The sequence below is a fragment of the Micromonospora sp. NPDC003241 genome (assembly GCF_053589795.1).
In genome coordinates this window covers 1-18507 of the sequence record NZ_JBSFSO010000061.1, presented here as the reverse complement: position 1 = coordinate 18507, position 18507 = coordinate 1, and the positions used below count along the sequence as shown (strand labels likewise).

The 18507-nt window shown below is 73.1% G+C and carries 16 protein-coding genes and 1 pseudogene; 7 read left to right on the top strand and 10 right to left on the bottom strand.

Going from position 1 to position 18507, the window contains the following annotated elements; all coding sequences use genetic code 11:
* Positions 1–22 precede the first annotated feature (22 nt).
* Genes ACWDVW_RS29895 through ACWDVW_RS29850 form a run of 10 tightly spaced genes read right to left on the bottom strand, consistent with a single transcriptional unit; the run spans position 23 to position 12167 of the window.
* The gene (locus ACWDVW_RS29895) at positions 23–1939 is read right to left on the bottom strand and encodes a hypothetical protein (protein WP_449955560.1); all 1917 of its coding nucleotides are present in this window, start codon (positions 1937–1939) and stop codon (positions 23–25) included.
* Entirely contained in the window at positions 1939–3153 is a 1215-nt protein-coding gene (locus ACWDVW_RS29890) for a glycosyltransferase family 4 protein (RefSeq protein WP_449955558.1), read from the bottom strand. The genes ACWDVW_RS29895 and ACWDVW_RS29890 overlap by 1 nt, the downstream gene beginning before the upstream one ends.
* Positions 3153–4094 carry a glycosyltransferase family 2 protein gene (locus ACWDVW_RS29885; RefSeq protein ID WP_449955555.1) on the bottom strand — a complete coding sequence of 314 codons (942 nt, stop codon included), beginning with the start codon at positions 4092–4094 and terminating at the stop codon, positions 3153–3155. Before ACWDVW_RS29885 ends, ACWDVW_RS29890 begins: the two co-directional genes overlap by 1 nt.
* Positions 4094–5395 (bottom strand): O-antigen ligase family protein, encoded by a 1302-nt coding sequence (locus tag ACWDVW_RS29880; RefSeq protein WP_449955552.1) that lies wholly within the window; start codon positions 5393–5395, stop codon positions 4094–4096. The genes ACWDVW_RS29885 and ACWDVW_RS29880 overlap by 1 nt, the downstream gene beginning before the upstream one ends.
* Positions 5392–6552, bottom strand: a complete 1161-nt coding sequence (locus tag ACWDVW_RS29875; RefSeq protein WP_449955549.1) for a glycosyltransferase — start codon at positions 6550–6552, stop codon at positions 5392–5394. Before ACWDVW_RS29875 ends, ACWDVW_RS29880 begins: the two co-directional genes overlap by 4 nt.
* Positions 6545–7882, bottom strand: coding sequence for a glycosyltransferase family 2 protein (locus ACWDVW_RS29870; RefSeq protein WP_449955547.1), 1338 nt, complete (start codon positions 7880–7882; stop codon positions 6545–6547). The genes ACWDVW_RS29875 and ACWDVW_RS29870 overlap by 8 nt, the downstream gene beginning before the upstream one ends.
* Entirely contained in the window at positions 7879–8733 is an 855-nt protein-coding gene (locus ACWDVW_RS29865; protein WP_449955544.1) for a class I SAM-dependent methyltransferase, read from the bottom strand. The genes ACWDVW_RS29870 and ACWDVW_RS29865 overlap by 4 nt, the downstream gene beginning before the upstream one ends.
* Positions 8733–9581 (bottom strand): class I SAM-dependent methyltransferase, encoded by an 849-nt coding sequence (locus tag ACWDVW_RS29860; RefSeq protein WP_449955541.1) that lies wholly within the window; start codon positions 9579–9581, stop codon positions 8733–8735. Before ACWDVW_RS29860 ends, ACWDVW_RS29865 begins: the two co-directional genes overlap by 1 nt.
* Positions 9578–11137: a lipopolysaccharide biosynthesis protein gene (locus ACWDVW_RS29855; protein WP_449955538.1), complete on the bottom strand. Its 1560-nt coding sequence runs from the start codon at positions 11135–11137 to the stop codon at positions 9578–9580. The genes ACWDVW_RS29860 and ACWDVW_RS29855 overlap by 4 nt, the downstream gene beginning before the upstream one ends.
* Entirely contained in the window at positions 11130–12167 is a 1038-nt protein-coding gene (locus ACWDVW_RS29850; protein ID WP_396749971.1) for a sugar transferase, read from the bottom strand. Before ACWDVW_RS29850 ends, ACWDVW_RS29855 begins: the two co-directional genes overlap by 8 nt.
* A gap of 300 nt (positions 12168–12467) precedes the next feature.
* On the opposite strand from ACWDVW_RS29850, the gene ACWDVW_RS29845 reads away from it, so the two are divergent.
* The 7 genes and pseudogenes from ACWDVW_RS29845 to ACWDVW_RS29815 form a co-directional block, all read left to right on the top strand.
* Positions 12468–13460 (top strand): GDP-mannose 4,6-dehydratase, encoded by a 993-nt coding sequence (locus tag ACWDVW_RS29845; protein WP_449955534.1) that lies wholly within the window; start codon positions 12468–12470, stop codon positions 13458–13460.
* A gap of 280 nt (positions 13461–13740) precedes the next feature.
* Positions 13741–13884, top strand: a complete 144-nt coding sequence (locus ACWDVW_RS29840; protein WP_350697117.1) for a hypothetical protein — start codon at positions 13741–13743, stop codon at positions 13882–13884.
* On the top strand, positions 13881–14435 hold the full coding sequence (locus ACWDVW_RS29835; RefSeq protein WP_449955531.1) for a hypothetical protein: 555 nt from the start codon (positions 13881–13883) through the stop codon (positions 14433–14435). Before ACWDVW_RS29840 ends, ACWDVW_RS29835 begins: the two co-directional genes overlap by 4 nt.
* Entirely contained in the window at positions 14425–16098 is a 1674-nt protein-coding gene (locus tag ACWDVW_RS29830; RefSeq protein WP_449955528.1) for a glycosyltransferase family 2 protein, read from the top strand. The genes ACWDVW_RS29835 and ACWDVW_RS29830 overlap by 11 nt, the downstream gene beginning before the upstream one ends.
* Entirely contained in the window at positions 16086–16943 is an 858-nt protein-coding gene (locus ACWDVW_RS29825) for a choice-of-anchor P family protein (RefSeq protein ID WP_449955525.1), read from the top strand. The genes ACWDVW_RS29830 and ACWDVW_RS29825 overlap by 13 nt, the downstream gene beginning before the upstream one ends.
* A gap of 3 nt (positions 16944–16946) precedes the next feature.
* A complete protein-coding gene (gene wecB / locus ACWDVW_RS29820; protein WP_449955522.1) occupies positions 16947–18119 on the top strand; it encodes a non-hydrolyzing UDP-N-acetylglucosamine 2-epimerase in 1173 nt (390 codons plus the stop codon).
* Positions 18120–18359: 240 nt separating this feature from the next.
* Positions 18360–18507: pseudogene (locus ACWDVW_RS29815) on the top strand (type I glutamate--ammonia ligase); the annotation flags it as partial.

Sequence of the window (18507 nt, the reverse complement as noted above, 5' to 3'; positions counted from 1 at the left end):
CTTGATCTTTACTCGATGCGGTTCAGTTGGACGGCCAACGGGGACCGTCGGGTGTGGCCTGTCGGTGGTGGTCGAGGTCGGAGACCGGCTCGCCACGGACGTACTGCGGGGCGACCGGTGCGTCCGCCGGGCGACGCAACGGTGCCGGCTCGATCGGGGCCGCGGCGGACCGGTGGACCCGTCCGGACGTCTCCGCGCGCGGCGCCAACGGACGGCCCAGGGCCGACCCCACCGCCTCGCGTCCGCCCGCGACCAGCGGGGTGGACCAGGGCTGCACGTCGTCGATCGGCGAGGGCGGCCCCGAGCGCCAACGGGCCGTGACCTTGACGTCCTGGTGGGACTGCCGGGGCGGCGCCGGGGCGAGGTGGTCGACGCGCGGCGGCGCCGGGGTCAGGTGGTCGACGCGGGCGGGCGTCGGCCGCACGTCGGTGACCACCTCGATCGGTACGGTCTGGTCGCCGGTGGGCGACGCGCCGGGCCGGGCCGGTTCGGGTGACGTCGGCGGACCGGCGGGCGCCACCGGCGGTAGTTCCCGGGCCCGGTGCAGCCCGCCCACCTCGCGGATCCGGTGCGCGCCCGACGGCATCCGCCGCACGGGTCGCAGGCTCGTGCTGCCCGGCAGGGCCGGCGCCACCTCGTCGGTGCCGGGCTGACCGACCCGGTCGATCGCCCCGACGGCGACGATGCCGGCCAGCGGCAGGTTCAGGCGCCGCACCAGCCGTGCCGCCCGGGTCGCCTCGGTCAGGTTCGTGAGGCCGGCCGCCACCACGAGCAGCACTCCGTCGACGTGGTCGGCCAGGGACGCGGTGTCGCACCCGGCCAGCACCGGCGGGGCGTGCACGATCACGCAGTCCTCGGTGTCGGCCAGCACGTCGAGCAGCTGACCGAGTTCCCGCGCGTGCACGGTGGTCAGGCTCTCCCGTGGCTCGGTCGGCAGCACGGTCAGCGTCGGCAGGTCGGGCATCGGCGCCGGCGTGTGCTGCCCGGTGCGTACCTGCTGCCAGGTGAACGAGGCGTCCGGGAAGTGCCCGGCCAGGGCCGGGTCCCGGACCGCCGCGTCGATGACGGTGACCTTGCGCCGCTCGGCCGCCATGGCCAGCCCGAGCAGGGCGCTGACCAGCGTGGCACTGTCGTCGCCGTGCACGCTGGTGACCAGCAGGCGACGTCGGGACGAGGTGGTGAGCACGCTGAGCGCCGAGACGGTGGACCGGGTGGCGGTCGCGATGTCCCGGCGGGCGAACAGCGCGGCGGCGTGGTGTCGGGCGAACCGCTTCGGCAGGTGCGGAAGGGCACCGACGACCGGCAGGCCGAGGCGCGACTCCATCTGCGCGATGTCGCGCAGTCGGCGGTCGAAGCGGTCGCGCAGCACCGTCGCGCCCCAGCCGGCGAGCAGACCGACGAGCGCGCCCAGGGCGCTGTTCAGCAGCGGTTTGGGGAACGCGGGCCCGGTCGGCACGCTCGCGGTGTCCACCACCCGTGTGGTGACCACCGTGTCACCGCCCAGCCTGAGGCGTTCCAACTGCTCGCCCATGGCCTGGCTGACGGCGTTGGCGATGGCGGCGGCCCGGCCGGCGGAGGCCGCGTCGGCCCGTACCGTGACGATCTGGAGGCCGGGTTCGAACGTGCCGTGCACGTTGCCGGTGACCGCCTGCTCGGGCAGGCCCAGTCGACCGGCGGCGGCGAGAGCCACCTCCCGTGAGCCGATCAGCTTGGCGACGGTGGGTGCCAGGTTCTGGGCGAGCGCGAGGCTCATCTCCGCCGGGCGGTCACCCTCGGGCGTGTCGGCGACCACCAGGACGGAGGCGTGCGCCTCGTAGCGGGCCGGCAGCAGCGGCGTCACCGCCTGGGCCGCCGCCAGCCCGGCGAGCAGCCCCAGCAGCGGCAGGGCGATCCGTCGCCGGGTGGTGTCCAGCAGGTCGTTCAAGTCGACGGTACGCATCACGCGGCCACCTCCCGGTCCGCGTCGTCGCGGACCTTCTGACCGGCTCGCGCCGGGACGGGTACGGACATTCGTTCCTCGTGCAGTTGTCGCCAGAGGTGGTCCAGCCGGTCGGCGATCCGGTCCCAGGCGAACTCCCCGGTCGCCCGGCGCAACCCGGCCTCGGACAGCTCACGGGCCGTCGCCGGGTCGTCGCGCAGCCGGCCGAGCCGGTCGGCGAGCGCGGTGACGTCCCCGGCGGGGAAGATGAGCCCGGCGTCGCCGACGACGTACGGGATCTCGCCGACGTCGCTGCCGACCACCGGGACGCCGCAGGCCATCGCCTCGACCAGCACCCGGCCGAACTGTTCGCGCAGCGGAATGCCGACCCACGGCAGCACGTTGCGCTGCACGATCTCCAGCGCGGGCAGCACCAGCACGCTCATCTGCGCCAGCAGGTCGGGCAGCTCGGTGTGGCCGGTCCAGCCGTACCGGCGGACCCGTCCGGGGCGGCGTCGCGCGGCCCGGTCGACGTCGTCGTCCAGGCTGCCCCCGCCGACCAGCACCACGTCGCAGTCGACGAGTTCGGCCGCGCGCAGCAGGTCCAGCACGCCCTTGTGCGCCTCGAACCGGCCCACGAACCCGACCGTGAAGGGCCGCCCGGTGTCCGGCTCGGGCCGGGGGCGGAAGATCCTGGTGTCCACGCCCAGGGGAACGGTCGCGGCCGCGCCCCGGTAACCCTTGACCCGCAGCACCTGCCGGGCCGCCGGGGTGATCGGCAGGATCGTGTCCACCCGGCGGTACGCGTACCGTTCCAGCAGCGGGAACGGCATCGGGAAACGGATCACCACGTTCTGCGCGGCGTACAGGGTGGTCGGCGCCGTCGGCCAGTGCCGGCGGCACATCCGCAGGACCTGCCAGGTCGACAGGTACGCGGCCTCGCCGATGATGTGCACGACGTCCGGCGGCGGCGACACCGGCGGTCCGTTCCGCCCGCCGAAGCGCACCATGACCGACGCCATGTGGCCGGTCCGTCCCTCCCCGAGCCGATGCGGCAGCAGGTGCGCCCGGAAACCGGGATGCCGCCGGCCCAGCCGCTCGAACTCCCGGCGGGTGGTTGCCGACACGTCGGCCGCCAGCACGGTGAGCCGCAGGTCGGGTCGCTCGCAGAGCGAGTCGAACAGGTCGATCCAGTGCTCGGTGCGCGCCCCGACGACCGTGATGAGTACGTGCATCAGTGGTTTCCTCCGATGTGGAGACGGGTGACCGCGATCCGGCCCACCCGGGTCCAGGCGCGCATCCGCGCGACACCGGCCCGTGGTTGCAGGGACAGCCGTACGGTGGCCAGGGCCACTCCCAGCAGCGCCCGGAGCAGCACGACGGCCCGCACGGCCCGTCGGGACCGGGGTCGGTGACGGCTGAAGAACACCAGCATGCTGCGGTAGAGGTGGGGCCAGATCCAGGCCGGGTCGCTGCTGCTCGCCCCGCCGCTGTGGGTCGCGTCCACCGACGGCAGATAGAGCACCTCGGCGCCCCGACGGCGGGCCTGAAGGCAGAGTTCCTCGTCCTCGTAGTACATGAAGTACGCCTCGTCGAGCCCGCCGACGGCGGTGAAGAGACTGGTGCGTACGGCGAGGCACGCACCCGAGACCCAGTCGACCGGGGTGGGTTCGGCACCGCGCAGGCACGCCTCGTACGCCGCGCGACGGTGTCGCCCGCCGAGCCGGCGGCGTACCGGTGCCGGCACCAGCGGTCCGCCGAACCGGCTGGCCACCACCGTGCCGAGCGTCTCGAACGGATGCGCGCTGACCGCCACCCGGCCGGTGGCGTCGCGCAGCCGTGGCCCGGCGATGCCGACGTCCGGGCGGCCGAGCACCGCACCGACCAGGGCCCGCGCGGTCTCCGGCGGCACCACGCAGTCCGGGTTGACCAGCAGCAGCACCTCGCTGCGCACACCTGCGGCGGCCCGGTTGACGGCGGCGGCGAAGCCCACGTTGCCCTGGCCGGACACGACCGTGACCTCGGGGAAACCCGCGCGGACCAGCGCCACGGTGCGGTCGGTGGAGCCGTTGTCGACCAGCCGGACCGGCAGGCCGGCCTGCCGCAGCGCGGTGAGCGCGGCACCGATCTGCCCCGCCGAGTTGTACGTCACCACGATCGCCGTCGCCTCGCCCATCACGACACCGCCTCGGGGATCCGGGCCGGCGACGGCAGCCGTCCGGGATCTCGTTTCCGGCGTTCGCGCACGGTCAGCAACGCCAGCGCGGGCAGCAGCCCGAGTTCCCAGTGCCCGTCGGTGGGGGCGGCGAACACCGCCGCGCCGAGGAAGCCGCAGCACAGGGCCGCGAACGGCAGGGCCGCCCCGTCCCGCTCGACGAGTCCGCCCCGGATGCCGCGCAGCACCGGCCAGAGCACCAGGGCCAGCCCGAGCAGGCCGACGTTGGCCAGCAACGTGACGTAGAAGGCGTGGTAGACCGGGCCGACGTCGGTGAGGGCGAAGTCGGCCAGGTAGACGTCGGTGGTGGACTGCCCGAGGCCGGCGCCGAGGACCGGTCGCTGGGCGAAGACGTCCAGCCCGACGACGGACTCCGAGGCGCGGTAGCCGGCGGACTGTTCGAGCCCGGTGGCGATCTCCTGCGCGCGCTCGCGGACACCGGGATCGAGGGCCAGCAGGGTGGCGACGACGCTGCCGGTGGCGGCGGTCGCGGCCAGTCCGGTGCGGACCGCCCGGCCGCCGAAGACCAGCATGATCAGCAGGGTCACCGCGGCGGCGAGCCAGATCCCCCGGTACGACGCGAGCACCACGTCGATGGCGAAGAAGCCGGCGAGCAGCACCGAGGCCACCCGACGCCAGCCCCGGGCCCGTCCGGCGTACCAGATCAGGGGCGGGACGGCGAGCAGGGTGAGCAGACCGCCGTGCCGGCCGGGGACGGTCATCGAGATGGCGGCCAGGACCGCCACGACGCCGACGTAGAGCAGCCCGGCGGCGATCAGCCGGCGATCGGTGGTGAGGGTGTGCGTGGCCAGGAAGAAATAGAGCGGGAGGATGGCGATCTGGTATCCGGCGACGACGACCTCGGTGGGCAGGTTGCCGATGGCGAGGCCGTAGCAGGCGGCGGCGACGGTCAGCCCGATCACCACCAGCATCCCGGTGTCGGCGGGGGTCCGTCGGCCGCCCCGGCCGACGCCGAGGGCGTAGCGGATCAGCAGGGCGGTCGCGCCGACGGCCAGCAGCAGCAGGTGCGCGGCCACGTACGTGCGGACGTCTCCCCCGCCGACCAGGCTGCCGGCCACCGCACCGCCGACGATCCCGACCGGCAGCACGGTCCATGGCCAGAGCAGGAAGACGGCGAGGAACACCAGCGCGCCGGTGGCGGCCACCGCGATGATCCCGGGCAGCATGGTGGCCATCGAGACGGCGGTGCCGAGCGCGGCACCGGCGGTGGCGACGCCCGCCCCGACCACGACCCGGTTCACCGGGCCAGCCCCGCGAGCAGTCGGTGCAGGTGCTCTCCCCGGGCGGTCCAGCTGTTCGCGGTGGCCACCGCGCGGCGGCGGGCGACCTGGTCCGGGGCGGTCGCCTCGGTCAGCGCGGCGGCGATCGCGGCGGCGAAGGCGTCGGGCCCGGCGGCGAGGCGGACCACCTCGGTCAACGTGCTCAGCGCCGGCAGTGGTGTCGCGACCACCGGCTTGCCGAGCGCCAGGTACTCGTAGCACTTCTTCGGGTGCACGTAGTCCACCAGTCCGCCGATCCGGTACGGGATCACCGTCACGTCGCAGGCGCGCAGCGTCGCCGGCAGGTCGGCGTACGGGATGGGGCCGGTGAGCAGCACGTTGGCCAGCCCGGCCAGGGGTGCCCGGCCGGCGGGGGTGCTCGGGCCGATCAGCAGGAACGTCCAGTCGGGGTGGGCCCGGGCGACGGTGGCGACCAGGTCTGCGTCGAAGGCCCGGGTGTCGACGGCGCCGCAGTATCCGATCAGCGGTCGGGACGGCGCGACCGGGCGGGGCGCGGTCGGTCCCTGCGGGGCGAAGTGCTCCGGGTCGCAGGCGTTGGGCAGCACCACCGGCGCGTGCCGGCCGGTCGGCATCCGGGTCGGTAGCGCGGCCGAGGAGGCCAGCACCAGGTCGGCGGCGGCGACCGCCCGGTCGAGGCCGCGGCGCAGGTGGCGTCGGTTCCACCGGCGGGTGAAGGTCCAGTCCAGGTCGGTCGCGTCGTAGACCACGGCGTCGGCGTCGAGCCGGTCGGCGCAGGGCGCGGCCAGGTCCTCGTCCAGCCAGACCAGCCGTACGCCCGCCGGGTCGTGGCGCAGCCAGCGCCGTAGCGCGGCCACCGCCACCCGCCGGTTGACCGCGTTGGCCGCCGGCAGGTGCCGGCCGAACGGGGCCGGGGTGGGTGCCACGGCGTGCCAGACGGCGGGCTCGACCCGGCGCACGGTGGTGCCGGTACGGACCCGGAGCCCCGGCGGGTCGACGAACAGCACCCGGTATCCGGTGGCGAGCTGCCGGGCCAGGGCGTGCTGCCGGTGTGCGCCGCCGTGCCAGGGGGTGGCGCTGAAGTAGACCACCCAGTCGGCGGCGGTCCCCGTCGCGTCGGGCGGGGCGGTCCGGGATTCCCGGCTGCCCAGGTCAGTCATGGCCGGCCCGCTGTCTGACCGGCACCCGGCGGACGGCCGGCAGCACCTCGTCCTCGCCGACGCGGCCGAGCACCGGTCGGGCGGTGTCGTCGTCGAGCCGGAGCAGCCGGGCACCGGCCTGGCGGTCCAGCCAGCGCCGGACGGCGGCGGCGGCGAAGCGCCGGTTGACCGTGTCGGCGGTCCGCAGCCGAGCGCCGAAGGGCAGCGGGGTGGGCGGGGTGAGGTGCCAGGCGGTGTCGTCGATGGGGGTGATCCGGCTGCGCCAGCGTGGGCGGGGTGCCGGCGGGTCGACCAGCAGCAGACGCCGGTCCGGGTCGTCGAGCAGCGACTCGGTGATCACCGCCTGGTCGGCCTCCGGCGTGGAGGGGGTCCGGGTGAACACGATCAGCCAGTCCCGGATGTCGCCGTCGGGCAGCGGGCCGACGTCGCCCCGCAGGGCGGCCCGCAGGTCGGCGAGGGTGAGCTGGACGTTGCGTCCGCAGATCCGCTTGACCGCGTGGTCGATCAGGACGACCAGCCGGAACAGCGCGACCCGGTGACCGGGTTGGGTCAGCCGCAGGTAACCGACGAGGCTGCCGAGCAGGTGACGGAAGCGGATGGCCGGGCCGAGCAGCCGACAGGAGGCGCCCCGGACGTGGGTCACCACGGCGTCCGGGATCATCCACAACTGTTGGCCGGCCCGGTCGAGCTGCCGGGCGAGGATGGCGTCGTTCCAATAGACCGGGAACCGCTCGTCGAAGATGTGGTGCGCGGGCAGCGCCGAACGGCGCAGCAGCATGCAACTGCCCGAGGCCAACCGGCGGGGACGGCTGAAGTCCTGGCCGCGCATCTGGAAGGTGTGCAGCGCCTGCCGGAACCCGGGGACCCGACGCAGCGCGGTGACCAGGGCCAGCGACGCCGGGAAGCTGGGCTGCTGCACGTAGTGCTGTTGGAAGGTGCCGTCGGGGTTGAGGTAGAGCGGGCTGACGCCGGCCGCCTCGGGCCGGTCGCGCAGGAACGACACCATTGTCGACAGTGCGCCGGGGTGGAAGGCGACGTCGCTGTTGAGCAGCAGGACCAGGTCACCGCGCGCCTTCCGGTACGCCTGGTTGACGGCGGCGGCGAAGCCGACGTTGCGGGCGTTGCGGATCAGGCGTACGCGGGGCGACCGGGCGAGCAGGTCGGCCGAACCGTCGCGGGAGGCGTTGTCCACCGCCACCACCTCGTAGTCGAGGTCGGGTGGCACGGTCGCGGCCAGCGACTCCAGACACTGTCGGGTCTGCTCCCGGGTGTTCCAGCTGGTCAGCAGGATGGACAGTGACGGCGGCGCGTCCTGGTGCTCGGGGCTCATCGGGTCACCCCCGTGCCGTCGGGGCGGGCGAAGACGCGCAGCAGGTCGCCGAGGAGCGGGTGGCGCATCCGGGGTGAGCGGCTGGCGGCGACGTCGGCGACCAGCAGGTCCCGCGCCTGCCGCAGGCGCGCCATCGGTCGCCAGTAGAACCGGGAGAAGATGGTGTCGTACGAGACGACCTCGAAGCCGGTCTGGCGGAGCATCCGGGTCAGCGTGGCCGGGGTGAAGTGCCAGCGGTGGTACTCGGGCGCCACCGCCGGCCACTGGTGACCGAGGCGGTTGGCGGCGGCCGAGGCGATGTTGGGCACCTCCAACGCCAGCCACCCACCCGGCGTCAACACGTCCCGCGCCGCCTGAAGAAACCGACGCGGATCGTCCACGTGCTCCAACACATGCCACGCACACACCACATCCGCCCGCAACGACGGCGCGACCTGCTCGAAATACCCCTGCCGCACCGGCACACCCAGGTGATCCACGGCAAACGCCGCCGCCACCCGCGACACCTCCACCCCGGTCACCGTGAAACCGGCACCCCGCGCCGCCTCCAGGAAATAACCCCCCGCACACCCCGCCTCCACCAACACCGACGGCCGCACCACCGACGACAACCACCGCAACCGCCGCCCCGCCTCGAACCGGCGCTGCCGGCTGGACGCGAAGTAGTCCTGGTAGCCGTCGGTCAGGTAGTACGCCTCGTCGTACAGCTCGTCGGGGGGCACGGCGGGGCCGGCGGTCCACAGGAAGCCGCAGTCGGTGCAGCGGCGCAGCACGCCGTCCAGCGCCGGGGCGGCCCGGCCGTCCCGGCCGCACAGCGCGCAGGTGGTCAGTTCGTCGTCTCTGAGCTTCATCAGCCGTTCCGTCCGTCTCGCGGTCTGCGGGCGATCACCCGCAGGAGGTCTCCCCGCCACCGATGGGTCAGGCGGGGCGAGCGCAGGTTGATCAGGTCCGGCGGCAGCAGCCGCCGCGCGTGTCGCATCCGGTATGCGACGGGCATGTAGAACCGGAAGACCGTGGTGTCCTGCCGGACCACCTCGAAGCCGGTGGCGGTCAGCAGTCGGGTCAACGAGGTCGGGGTGAAGTGCCAGGGGTGGTACTCCGGTTGCAGGCCGGGCCAGCGGTGGCCGAGACGGGTCGCGGCGGGTGAGGCGATGTTGGGCACCTCCAACGCCAGCCACCCACCCGGCGTCAACACGTCCCGCGCCGCCTGAAGAAACCGACGCGGATCGTCCACGTGCTCCAACACATGCCACGCACACACCACATCCGCCCGCAACGACGGCGCGACCTGCTCGAAATACCCCTGCCGCACCGGCACACCCAGGTGATCCACGGCAAACGCCGCCGCCACCCGCGACACCTCCACCCCGGTCACCGTGAAACCGGCACCCCGCGCCGCCTCCAGGAAATAACCCCCCGCACACCCCGCCTCCACCAACACCGACGGCCGCACCACCGACGACAACCACCGCAACCGCCGCCCCGCCTCGAACCGGCGGGGCGCGGTCAGGAAGTAGTCCTCGTAACCACCGCCGGTGAAGTAGTCCAGGTCGTAGCGGGCCGGGGCGGCGTGCGGGTCGGGCACGGTCCAGCCGAGCCCGCAACCGGTGCAGCGGCGCACGATGCCGCCGAGGTCGCCCCGGTGCGGTTGGCCGTCGCCGCAGGTGAGGCAGGCGGTGGGGCGGACGTCGAGGCTCATCGGCGTACTCCCGGGGTCAGCGTGCGGGCCCGCCGGGCCAACGACCGCAGCCGGGCCCGCTCGTCGGTGCTGAGGTATCCGCATCCGACGAGCAGCGCGGCGGCGAGCGTCAGCGTCAGGCCCGCGCGGGTGGTCACGGCGAGCGCCGCCCCGAGCCGTCCCGGGCCGTCCGGCAGGGATCCGACCAGGGCGGCCGTGACGAGGCCCGCTACGACGGCGGCGGCGATCGGCGTCCAGAGCGTGCGCAGCACCGGCCGGATCGGACGCGCCGTGGCCCGGTGGAAGTGGGCCAGGAAGTACCCGGTGGCGAGCACCACCGCCAGCGCCGTCGCGGTCGGCACGCCGAGCGGTCCGGCGAGCATCAGCAGCGGTACGGTCAGCGCCACGTTGAGGGCGACCGACAGCAGCACGTAGCGGGTCTCGAGACCGGGCCGACCCTCGACCCGGGCGACGATGGTGGCCGCACCCATGATCAGGTTGAGGGCGTACGCCGGCGCCAGGATGGCGATGGTCGCCCCGGCCCAGGAGACCGGGTTTCCGAGCCAGAGCCGCACCAGCGGGTCGGCGCTGACCATCAGCGCCGCCGCCGCCGGGGCGAGGAACACGGCCAAGTGCCGCACCGTGGTCAGGTAGAAGGCGTCGAGCCAGGCCCGCCCGCCGGTGACCGAACGCCGCACCGCGGCGGGGAAGAGCACCAGCAACGCGAAGCCGGGCGGCAGGCGCAGCAGGTTGAGCAGGCGGGTGCCGAGGTCGGCGTCACCGGCGACCGCCGGGCCGAAGAACCCGCCGAGCACCAGCCGGTCGAGTTCCACGTTGACCGCGGCGGCGCCGCTGGAGACCTGGACCCGCAGGCCGTACCCGCCGACCCGGCGCAGGTCGGGTCCGGGCAGCCGGCCCCAGCGGGGCGTCAGGTCGCGGTGCCGGTGGTACGCCGCGGCGGCGAGCAGGATCGTGCGGATCGCGCCGGTGGAGGCGGCGGCTGCGGCGAGCGCGACCAGTCCGCCGCCGAGCCGGACCACCGCGATCGTGAGCACCGCGCCGAGGACCGCTGTCACCGCGTTCACCAGGGCGAGTGCGCCGTAGCGCTGGACGCCTTCGAGGACCGCGCGCCAGGGCAGTTCCACCCCGCCGGCCACCACGCCGAGCAGCAGCCACCCGGTGGCGTGCCACGCGTCGCGGGTCAGCTCGCCGAGCCGCAGCAGGTGGGCGATCCACGGCCAGCCGGCGGCGAGGGCGGCGAAGGTGAGCCCGCCCAGCACGAGCCCCCAGGTCAGCCCGAGACCGAGCAGTCGACGCAGGACGTCGGCGCCACCGGCCTCGGTCTCCGCCGACGCCACCTCCCGGACCAGCGCGGAGCCGAGCCCGAGGTCGAACAGGGCGGCGATGGCGAGCAGCCCGGTCAGCAGCACCCAGACGCCGAACGCCTCCGGCCCGAGGTGCTGATAGACGACGGGCAGCGAGACCAGGCCGGCCAGCGCCATGACGATCCGGGCGCCCAGCATGCTCAGCGTGTTGCGGGTCAGCCGCGCGCCGACCGTGCCGGTGGGGCTAGCCACGGGGGAATCCCCGGATCAGCTCCAGGGCGGTCAGCGCCAGCAGGGTCAGGTCCACCCGCAGCGATCGGCAGTTGAGGTAGAGCAGGTCGCAGCGCAGCTTCTCCTCGACCGTGGCGGCGTAGCCACCGGTGAGCTGGGCGAGCCCGGTGAGTCCGGGCCGGACCAGGTGGCGCAGGTCGTAGTGCGGCAGCTGCCGGCACTCGGCGATGAACTCGGGCCGCTCCGGACGGGGACCCACCAGGCTCATGTCCCCGCGTACGACGTTCCACAGTTGCGGGAGTTCGTCCAGCCGGCTCCGCCGCAGCAGGCGGCCGACGCGGGTGATCCGGGGGTCGTCCGGTTGGGCGAGCACCGGCCCGGTCTCGCGTTCCGCCCCGGGTCGCATGGTGCGGAACTTGACCATGGAGAACAGTCGTCCACCCGCGCCGACGCGTTGCTGGCGATAGAACGGCGGTCCGGTGAAGGACACGACCACGGTGATGGCGAGGATCAGCGGGAGCACCAGGATCGCGCTGAGCGCGATGACGCCGAGGTCGAGGTAACGCTTGACGCGTTCGCCGGTGCGACGGTGTGGTCCCGACCGGAGCCGGATCCAGGGCAGCCCGCCGAAACGCCGGAGGCTGGGCGTGGGCAGCAGTCCGTAGACCGGCCGCGCCAGCACCAGGATCTCCACGTCCAGTTGCTGGCAGGCGGCCACGATCGGCTCGTCGATGCTGTCCAGCGAGTTCTTGAGCAGCAACAGCTTGGGCCGCAGGCGTCGGAGCACCGCGGTGAGCTGCTCGACGTCGGCGGGTACGGGCAGCCGGAGGACGACGTCGAACTCGTCGTTGAGCCGGTCCGGACGCGCGGGGGTCTCCACCGGTTCGATCACCAACGCACGGACGCGACCGCGTGCCGGTACCGCCGTCTGCTGTCCCGAGCCGCGCCGGTGACCGTTGAGCAGGAACTCACGGCCGTGTCGGCGTACCGGCTCCGGGGCCACCGTTCGCAGATTCTCGTCGAACGGTACGGCGACCGACGGTTTCTCCATGTGGCTTGCCTCCTCGCCACGCGGTAGCGCGCTCCCCTGAATGCCCTCGACAGCACTATGAACGATTCAGCGGCATAAACAGTTCATTTGCCGCAAAACAAAGCTTTTTCGTTTATGGTAATGGGCATCTCTTTGAGGCTTATATGCCAGAATGCTCCTAATCACAGCAGGGAATTGGCTGGTCACACCGCCGATGCCCACAGAACTGACCACCCCGTCGCCAAGGAGTTCACGATGGAAGTTCCGCCGAACGGAGCCGAGCCATCCGCGCAAGGCAGCTCGGTTCCCAATCGCGTACTGGTGACCGGTGGAGCCGGATTCATCGGAAGTCACGTCGTCGCACGCCTGATGCTGATGGGCATCCACGTCAAAGTGCTCGACGACTTCTCGACCGGTCGGGTCGAGAACCTCGCCGACGCCGCGTACGGCGGGCTGTCGCAGTCGGATGTCCTGCGGGGTGACATCCGCACCGCCGAGGCAGTCGACGTGATCCACGAATGGAAGCCCGAGGTGGTGGTGCACCTCGCCGGCCAGGGCAGCCTCCAGGCCGCCCGGGAGTCGCCACTGTTCGACGCCGACGTGAACACCTTCGGCACGATCAACGTGCTGGACGCCTGCGCCCAGAGCGGAGTCCGGCTGTTCGTGCACGCGGCGAGCAGCGCGATCTACGGCACCGTCTCCTCGGACGCGCTGCCGATCCGGGAGGACCGCCCACTGGCGGCCACCAGCCCGTACGGCATCAGCAAGGCGGTCGGGGTCTGCTACCTGGACTGGTACCGGCGTGAGCACGGGATGGCGTACACCGCACTGGCCTTCGGCAACGTCTACGGCCCACGCCCGTCCGGTGGCGGCACCAGCGTGGTGGCCCTGATGACCGAGGCGCTGCTGAACGGCCATCCGCCCACCATCTACGGCGACGGCGAGCAGACCCGCGACTACGTGCACATCGCGGACGTGGCCGACGCGGTGGCCCGCGCCTGCCACTATCCGGGCGCCGGGCTGCTCAACATCGCGACCGGCCGGGAGACCAGCGTCAATGACCTCTTCGATCTGGTGTGCTCGGTGGTCGGGGTGGATTGCGACCCGCACTACGCGCCGCACCCGCACCCTCAGGAGGTACGCCGGATGGCGCTGGACAGCAGCAAGGCCCTCGCCCAACTGGGCTGGCGTCCGACCATCGGGCTGACCGAGGGGGTGCAGTTGACCGTGCGGGAGGCCCGACGGCGGCGCACCGGCGGCGCCCAGCGCACCTACCAGCCGCGGCAGGGCCAGCCGGTGGGCGTCGGCCACTGATCCACCGCACCACCCCACCGACCTCCGTCACCTCGTAGCGCCCGGCACCCGGCCGGGCCGGTCGGCTCGCGTTCGCGCGGCCCGACGGGCAGGCCGGTGGCCGGGCGCTACGCGTTGCCTCGACGCAGCCGCGTGACGGGGCCGCTTCGCGCACCCCCGCCGGCCCGGCCCGGTCGCGAACTTCCGTCACGTTGAAGGAAAATCCGCTCCGTACTCCTGTGTCCGATATGTTCGCGTTGGCCCGCTTAGGGGCAGCGTTCCAACGGAGAGGTGAGGGCGGATGTACCCGACGAAAGGTCCGGCAATCGGCGGAGGGCTCGCGACGACCGGGGTGGCGATTCAGTCCTGGCTGCTCGTGGGGATCGGACTGATCCTGCTCGGTGCCGCCCTGTGGCTCGCCACCTTCGTGAGCCGGCCCAGATGAGCGAGAAGCCGACCACCCGGTCCACCGTGGCGAGCTGGTTGCAGGCATCGCTCGGCGCGGTCTGCGGCGTGGCCCTGGGCGCCCTGCTGCTGAAGCGGTGGCACGACGTGGCGGTGGTCGAGGCGTGGTTGAACGCGCGGCTCGTCGCCGCGATCGGGCTGGCCGACACCGACTCCATCGGCGCGGCCGTCATCTTCCCGCTGGACCAGCGCTGGGTCGGCTTCCTGGTCTCCACCGGGTGCTCGGTGGCGCTGTTGTTGATCCCGCCGTTCGTGCTGGCCGCGTTGCTGGTCGGCTTCCGGCGGGTGACCCTGGCCCGAGGTCTGGTCGCGGTGGCGCTGGCCGTCGGGCTGCTCGTGGTGGTCAACCAGATGCGCCTCGCCGCCGTCGTCGCGTCGATGCGGCTGTGGGGATTCGAGGTCGGCTACCAGCGCAGCCACGTCCTGATCGGCTCGGCGATCAGCACCGTCGGGCTGATCGCCGTCGCCATCGTCTTCCTCTTCCTGGTGGGGCGCGGCGGCCGGGTACGGAGGTCCGCAGGTGCCCGTTGAGATCCAGTCCCTGGCCGTCCTGAACACGGCGGCGTTCCTGCTCTGCGTCTACTTCTGCGCGTACGTGCTGAGCATCCTGGTGCTGCACCTGCGGACCCAGCGCTCGCACGGCGGCGACCACACCGGCTTCGACTGGCACATCGTCATCCCGTGCCGCAACGAGGCCAGCGTCATCGCCGACACCCTGCACCGGTTGCTGCGTGACCTGCCGGACGTCACCGTCTGGTGCGTCGACGACGCGTCCGACGACGGCACCGACGCGGTCCTGCACACCTTCGCCGCCGATCCCCGGATCCGCGTCATCTCCCGCCGGCTGCCCGACGCCGTCCAGGGCAAGGGAGCCGCGCTGAACGCCGCGTGGCAGACGATCGAACGGCACCTGCCGGCGGACGCCGACCCGGAGCGGATCATCCTCGGGGTCCTCGACGCCGACAGTTACCTGGACCCCCGCTGCCGTTCCGCGCTCGCCGGCCCGCGCTACTTCGGCACCGCCACCGTCGCCGCCGTGCAGGTCGAGGTCCGCATGATCCAGTGCGCCCGGCCGACCACCGGACTGGGCCGGCTGGCCCGGCTGCTGGTCCGCCTGCAGGACATGGAGTTCCGGGCGCCGATCGCCGCGATGCAGTCGCTGCGTCGCTACACCGCGAGCGTGGCGATGGGCGGCAACGGCCAGTTCACCCGGGTGTCGCTGCTCAAGCAGCTCGCCGCCGAACACGGCACGCCCTGGCACGGCGCCCTGCTGGAGGACTTCGAACTCGGCCTGCACATCCTGCTCCAGGGCAGCCGCACCGAGTACTGCGCGGAGAGCTGGGTCGCCCAGGAGGCGCTGACCAGGATCCGGCCCCTGATCCGCCAACGGACCCGGTGGGCCCAGGGCTCGATGCAGTGCGGTCGCTATCTCGCCGCCATCCTCCAGTCGCGGCGGATCAGCAACTCGGCCACCCTGGAGATCGCCCACTTCCTCGCGGCACCGTGGTTCCAACTCCTCGGCACCCCGGTCTATCTCGGCTGCCTCGCCGTCCTCGGCTGGTACGTGTCGCGCACGCCGGGCGGCCTGACCGGCTGGTGGACGTCGGGTGGGTGGGGCGTACTGCCGCTGATCGTGGTCTTCGGGGTCCTGCCCTTCGCGATCTGGGGTCTGGTCTACCGCAACCGCTCCGAACCACACCTGTCCGTCTCCGCCGCGATCGGCCTCGGGGTCAGCCACTGGATCTACAGCTACGTCCAGTCGGTGGCCGTCTGGTTCGCCTTCGCCCGGATGCTCACCTCCCGCTCGGAGTGGCAGAAGACCGCCCGGAACGCCGATCAGACTCCGACCACCGACGACGTGCCCACCCCACCGGCACCCGTCACCACCACCGGCGCCCCTACGGCCACCTGCACCCCTACGGCCACCGCCACGGCCACGACCACCGGCAGGGCCACCGTGACGGGCAGGGCCACCGTGCCCGGCACCGCCACTGTCCCCGGCACCGCCACTGTCCCCGGCACCGCCGCTGTCCCCGGCACCGCTGCGGTGAGCGGCATCGCCACCGTTCGGCGCCCGCACTACCGCCCGCGCGGCACGGTCTCCGTGCCGCAACCCCCGGTGCAGCCCACCCCGCTCGACCGCCCCGACGTCACCGTCAGGTACAGAAAGAGAGATCTCACATGCACAAGGTAAGGTCCGGCGTCGCCCGGGCTGCGACGGCGATCGCCGGCGGTCTGGTGATGGCCCTGGCCGTCGCGTCACCAGCGATGGCCGACACCTCGCAGTCCAGCGCCTCGGCACTGCAGATCAGCCTCGTCGGAGGTGGCCTGGCGAGCTCCGGCACCGCGAGCGCCACCAACGACGGCACCACCGAGTCGATCTCGGGCAACACGAGCCCGCCGCTGGCGGTGCTCGGCGGTCAGACGGTCATCACCGCCGGTGTGCTCGGGCAGTCCGTCCGCGCCTACAACGACGGCACGTCCGCCGCCTGTGCCGGCGTGCTCGGCGCCGGTGGTGCCATCACCATCGGGACCGGCGGCTCGTGCATCGTGACCCCCGGCTCCGAGGTGACGCTCACGCTGGGTACCAACGGCCTCGCCTCGATCAGCCTCGTCGCGGACGCCATCTACTCCGAGTGCACCGCGACCAGCAGCCCGTCGGCGACCGGCTCGGCGACCCTGGTGAACGCACGCATCGTCTCGACCCTGCTGGGCATCCCGACGACGCTGCTCAGCCTGCCCGCCAACCCGGCGCCCAACACCGGGTTGAGCGTTCCGGGGCTGCTGAACCTGACCCTGAACGGGCAGACCAGCTCGGCGACCGGGCAACTGACGGTCACCGCCCTGGACCTGTCCGCCCTGGGCGGCGCGCTCGCCTCGGTGGTCATCGGTTCGTCCAGCTGCGGCGTCAACGCCGTGGCACCGCCCATTCCGGTGATCCCGCTGGCCGGCGCTCCGGTCGCCCTCGGTCTCGGCGCGGTCGTCGCCGGCGCCGGCGGCTTCTTCCTGCGCCGTCACCGCGCCGCGCGCCGGAGCTGACCAATGGGTCGTGACAGAGTGGCGCTCCGCCAGATCATGGTTCTGGCCGGTACCCGTCCCGAGGGTGTCAAGATCGCGCCAGTGGTGCGCCTGCTCTGTCACGACCCACGCCTGGCGGTGACGGTGGTCGACACCGGCCAGCAACCCGGCCGGGTGGACGAGGCGTTGGCGCCGTTCCGGCTCCACGCCGACACCACCCTGAGCGTCGCCCGGGACACCGGCACGCTCGCCGAACTCGCCGCCGGGTTGAGCACCGCCGTGGAGGGTCTGTTCTCCTTCCACCGGCCGGACGCGGTGGTGGTGCACGGGGACACCACCACCGCGCTGGTCGGCGGGCTCGTGGCCTTCTGGAACCGGATACCGGTGATCCATCTGGAAGCCGGCCTGCGCAGCCACGACCTCACACAGCCCTTCCCCGAGGAGGCCAACCGGGCCATGCTCGCCCGGATCGCCGCGCTGCACCTGGCCCCGACCACCACCGCACGGGACAACCTGCTGGCCGAGGGCGTACCCGCCGACCGCGTCGTGGTCACCGGCAACACCGTGGTGGACGCGGTGCACACGCTGCTGCGGGAGGGCCTGGCCCGCGTACCGTCCTGGGTGGACCCGCGTCGCCGACTGATCGTGGCGACCGCGCACCGACGGGAGAACTGGGGCACCGGGATCAGCCGGGTGCTGCGCGCGCTGACCCGGGTCACCGCGACACACTCCGACGTCGAGCTGGCGCTCATCACCCATCCGAACCCACGCCTGGCCGCACAGGTCCGGACCGGGGTCGAGGGTGCGTCGAACGTCCGCCTGCTGCACCCGCTCCCCTACCCCGACATGATCGGTCTGCTCCGCGCCGCCCGGGTGGTCGTCACCGACTCCGGCGGCCTGCAGGAGGAGGCCGCCAGTCTCGGCGTACCCGTCGTGGTGACCCGGGCCGCGACCGAACGGCCGGAGATCGTCGCGCAACGCCTGGGTGACCTGGTCGGCACCGACCCCGACCGGATCGTCCGCGCGGTGCGGGACCGGCTCGACCACCCGACGCCGAGCACGGAGAGCCTGGCCTTCGGCGACGGCCACGCGGCCCGGCGCTGCGGGCGGGCGATCACCGCCCTGCTGGGTCTGCCGGACGCCCCGTACCCGCGCCGCCGGCCCCCGGCCGCCGTGCCGCGCGCCACTCGGGTCTGAGCCGCCGGGCGCGCCGGCTCGGCGGCGTCCTCGCCGCCAACGGCCGGATCCGATCCGCGTCGCGCTCCGGCCGACGACGTCGCCGCCGCTGACGGGCTCGGCGACGTCGTGATCGGGCCACAGCGAAGCCGGGCGGATGGCCGACGCGAAGCGGCGCGTCGTCGTACCGTCAGGTCATGGCTCGCCGACCGCGCAGGTCAGACCGCCGAGCTGGCCGATGTCCGGACGAGGGAGGGCTCCGTGTTCACCGATCCCCAGGAGCTTCCGCGCTATCTGGCGACCGAGGACGTGACGTTCGTCGACGTTCGTTTCTGTGACCTGCCCGGTGTGATGCAGCATTTCAATCTGCCGGTGGAGTCTGTCGACGACAACTTCTTCACTGATGGTC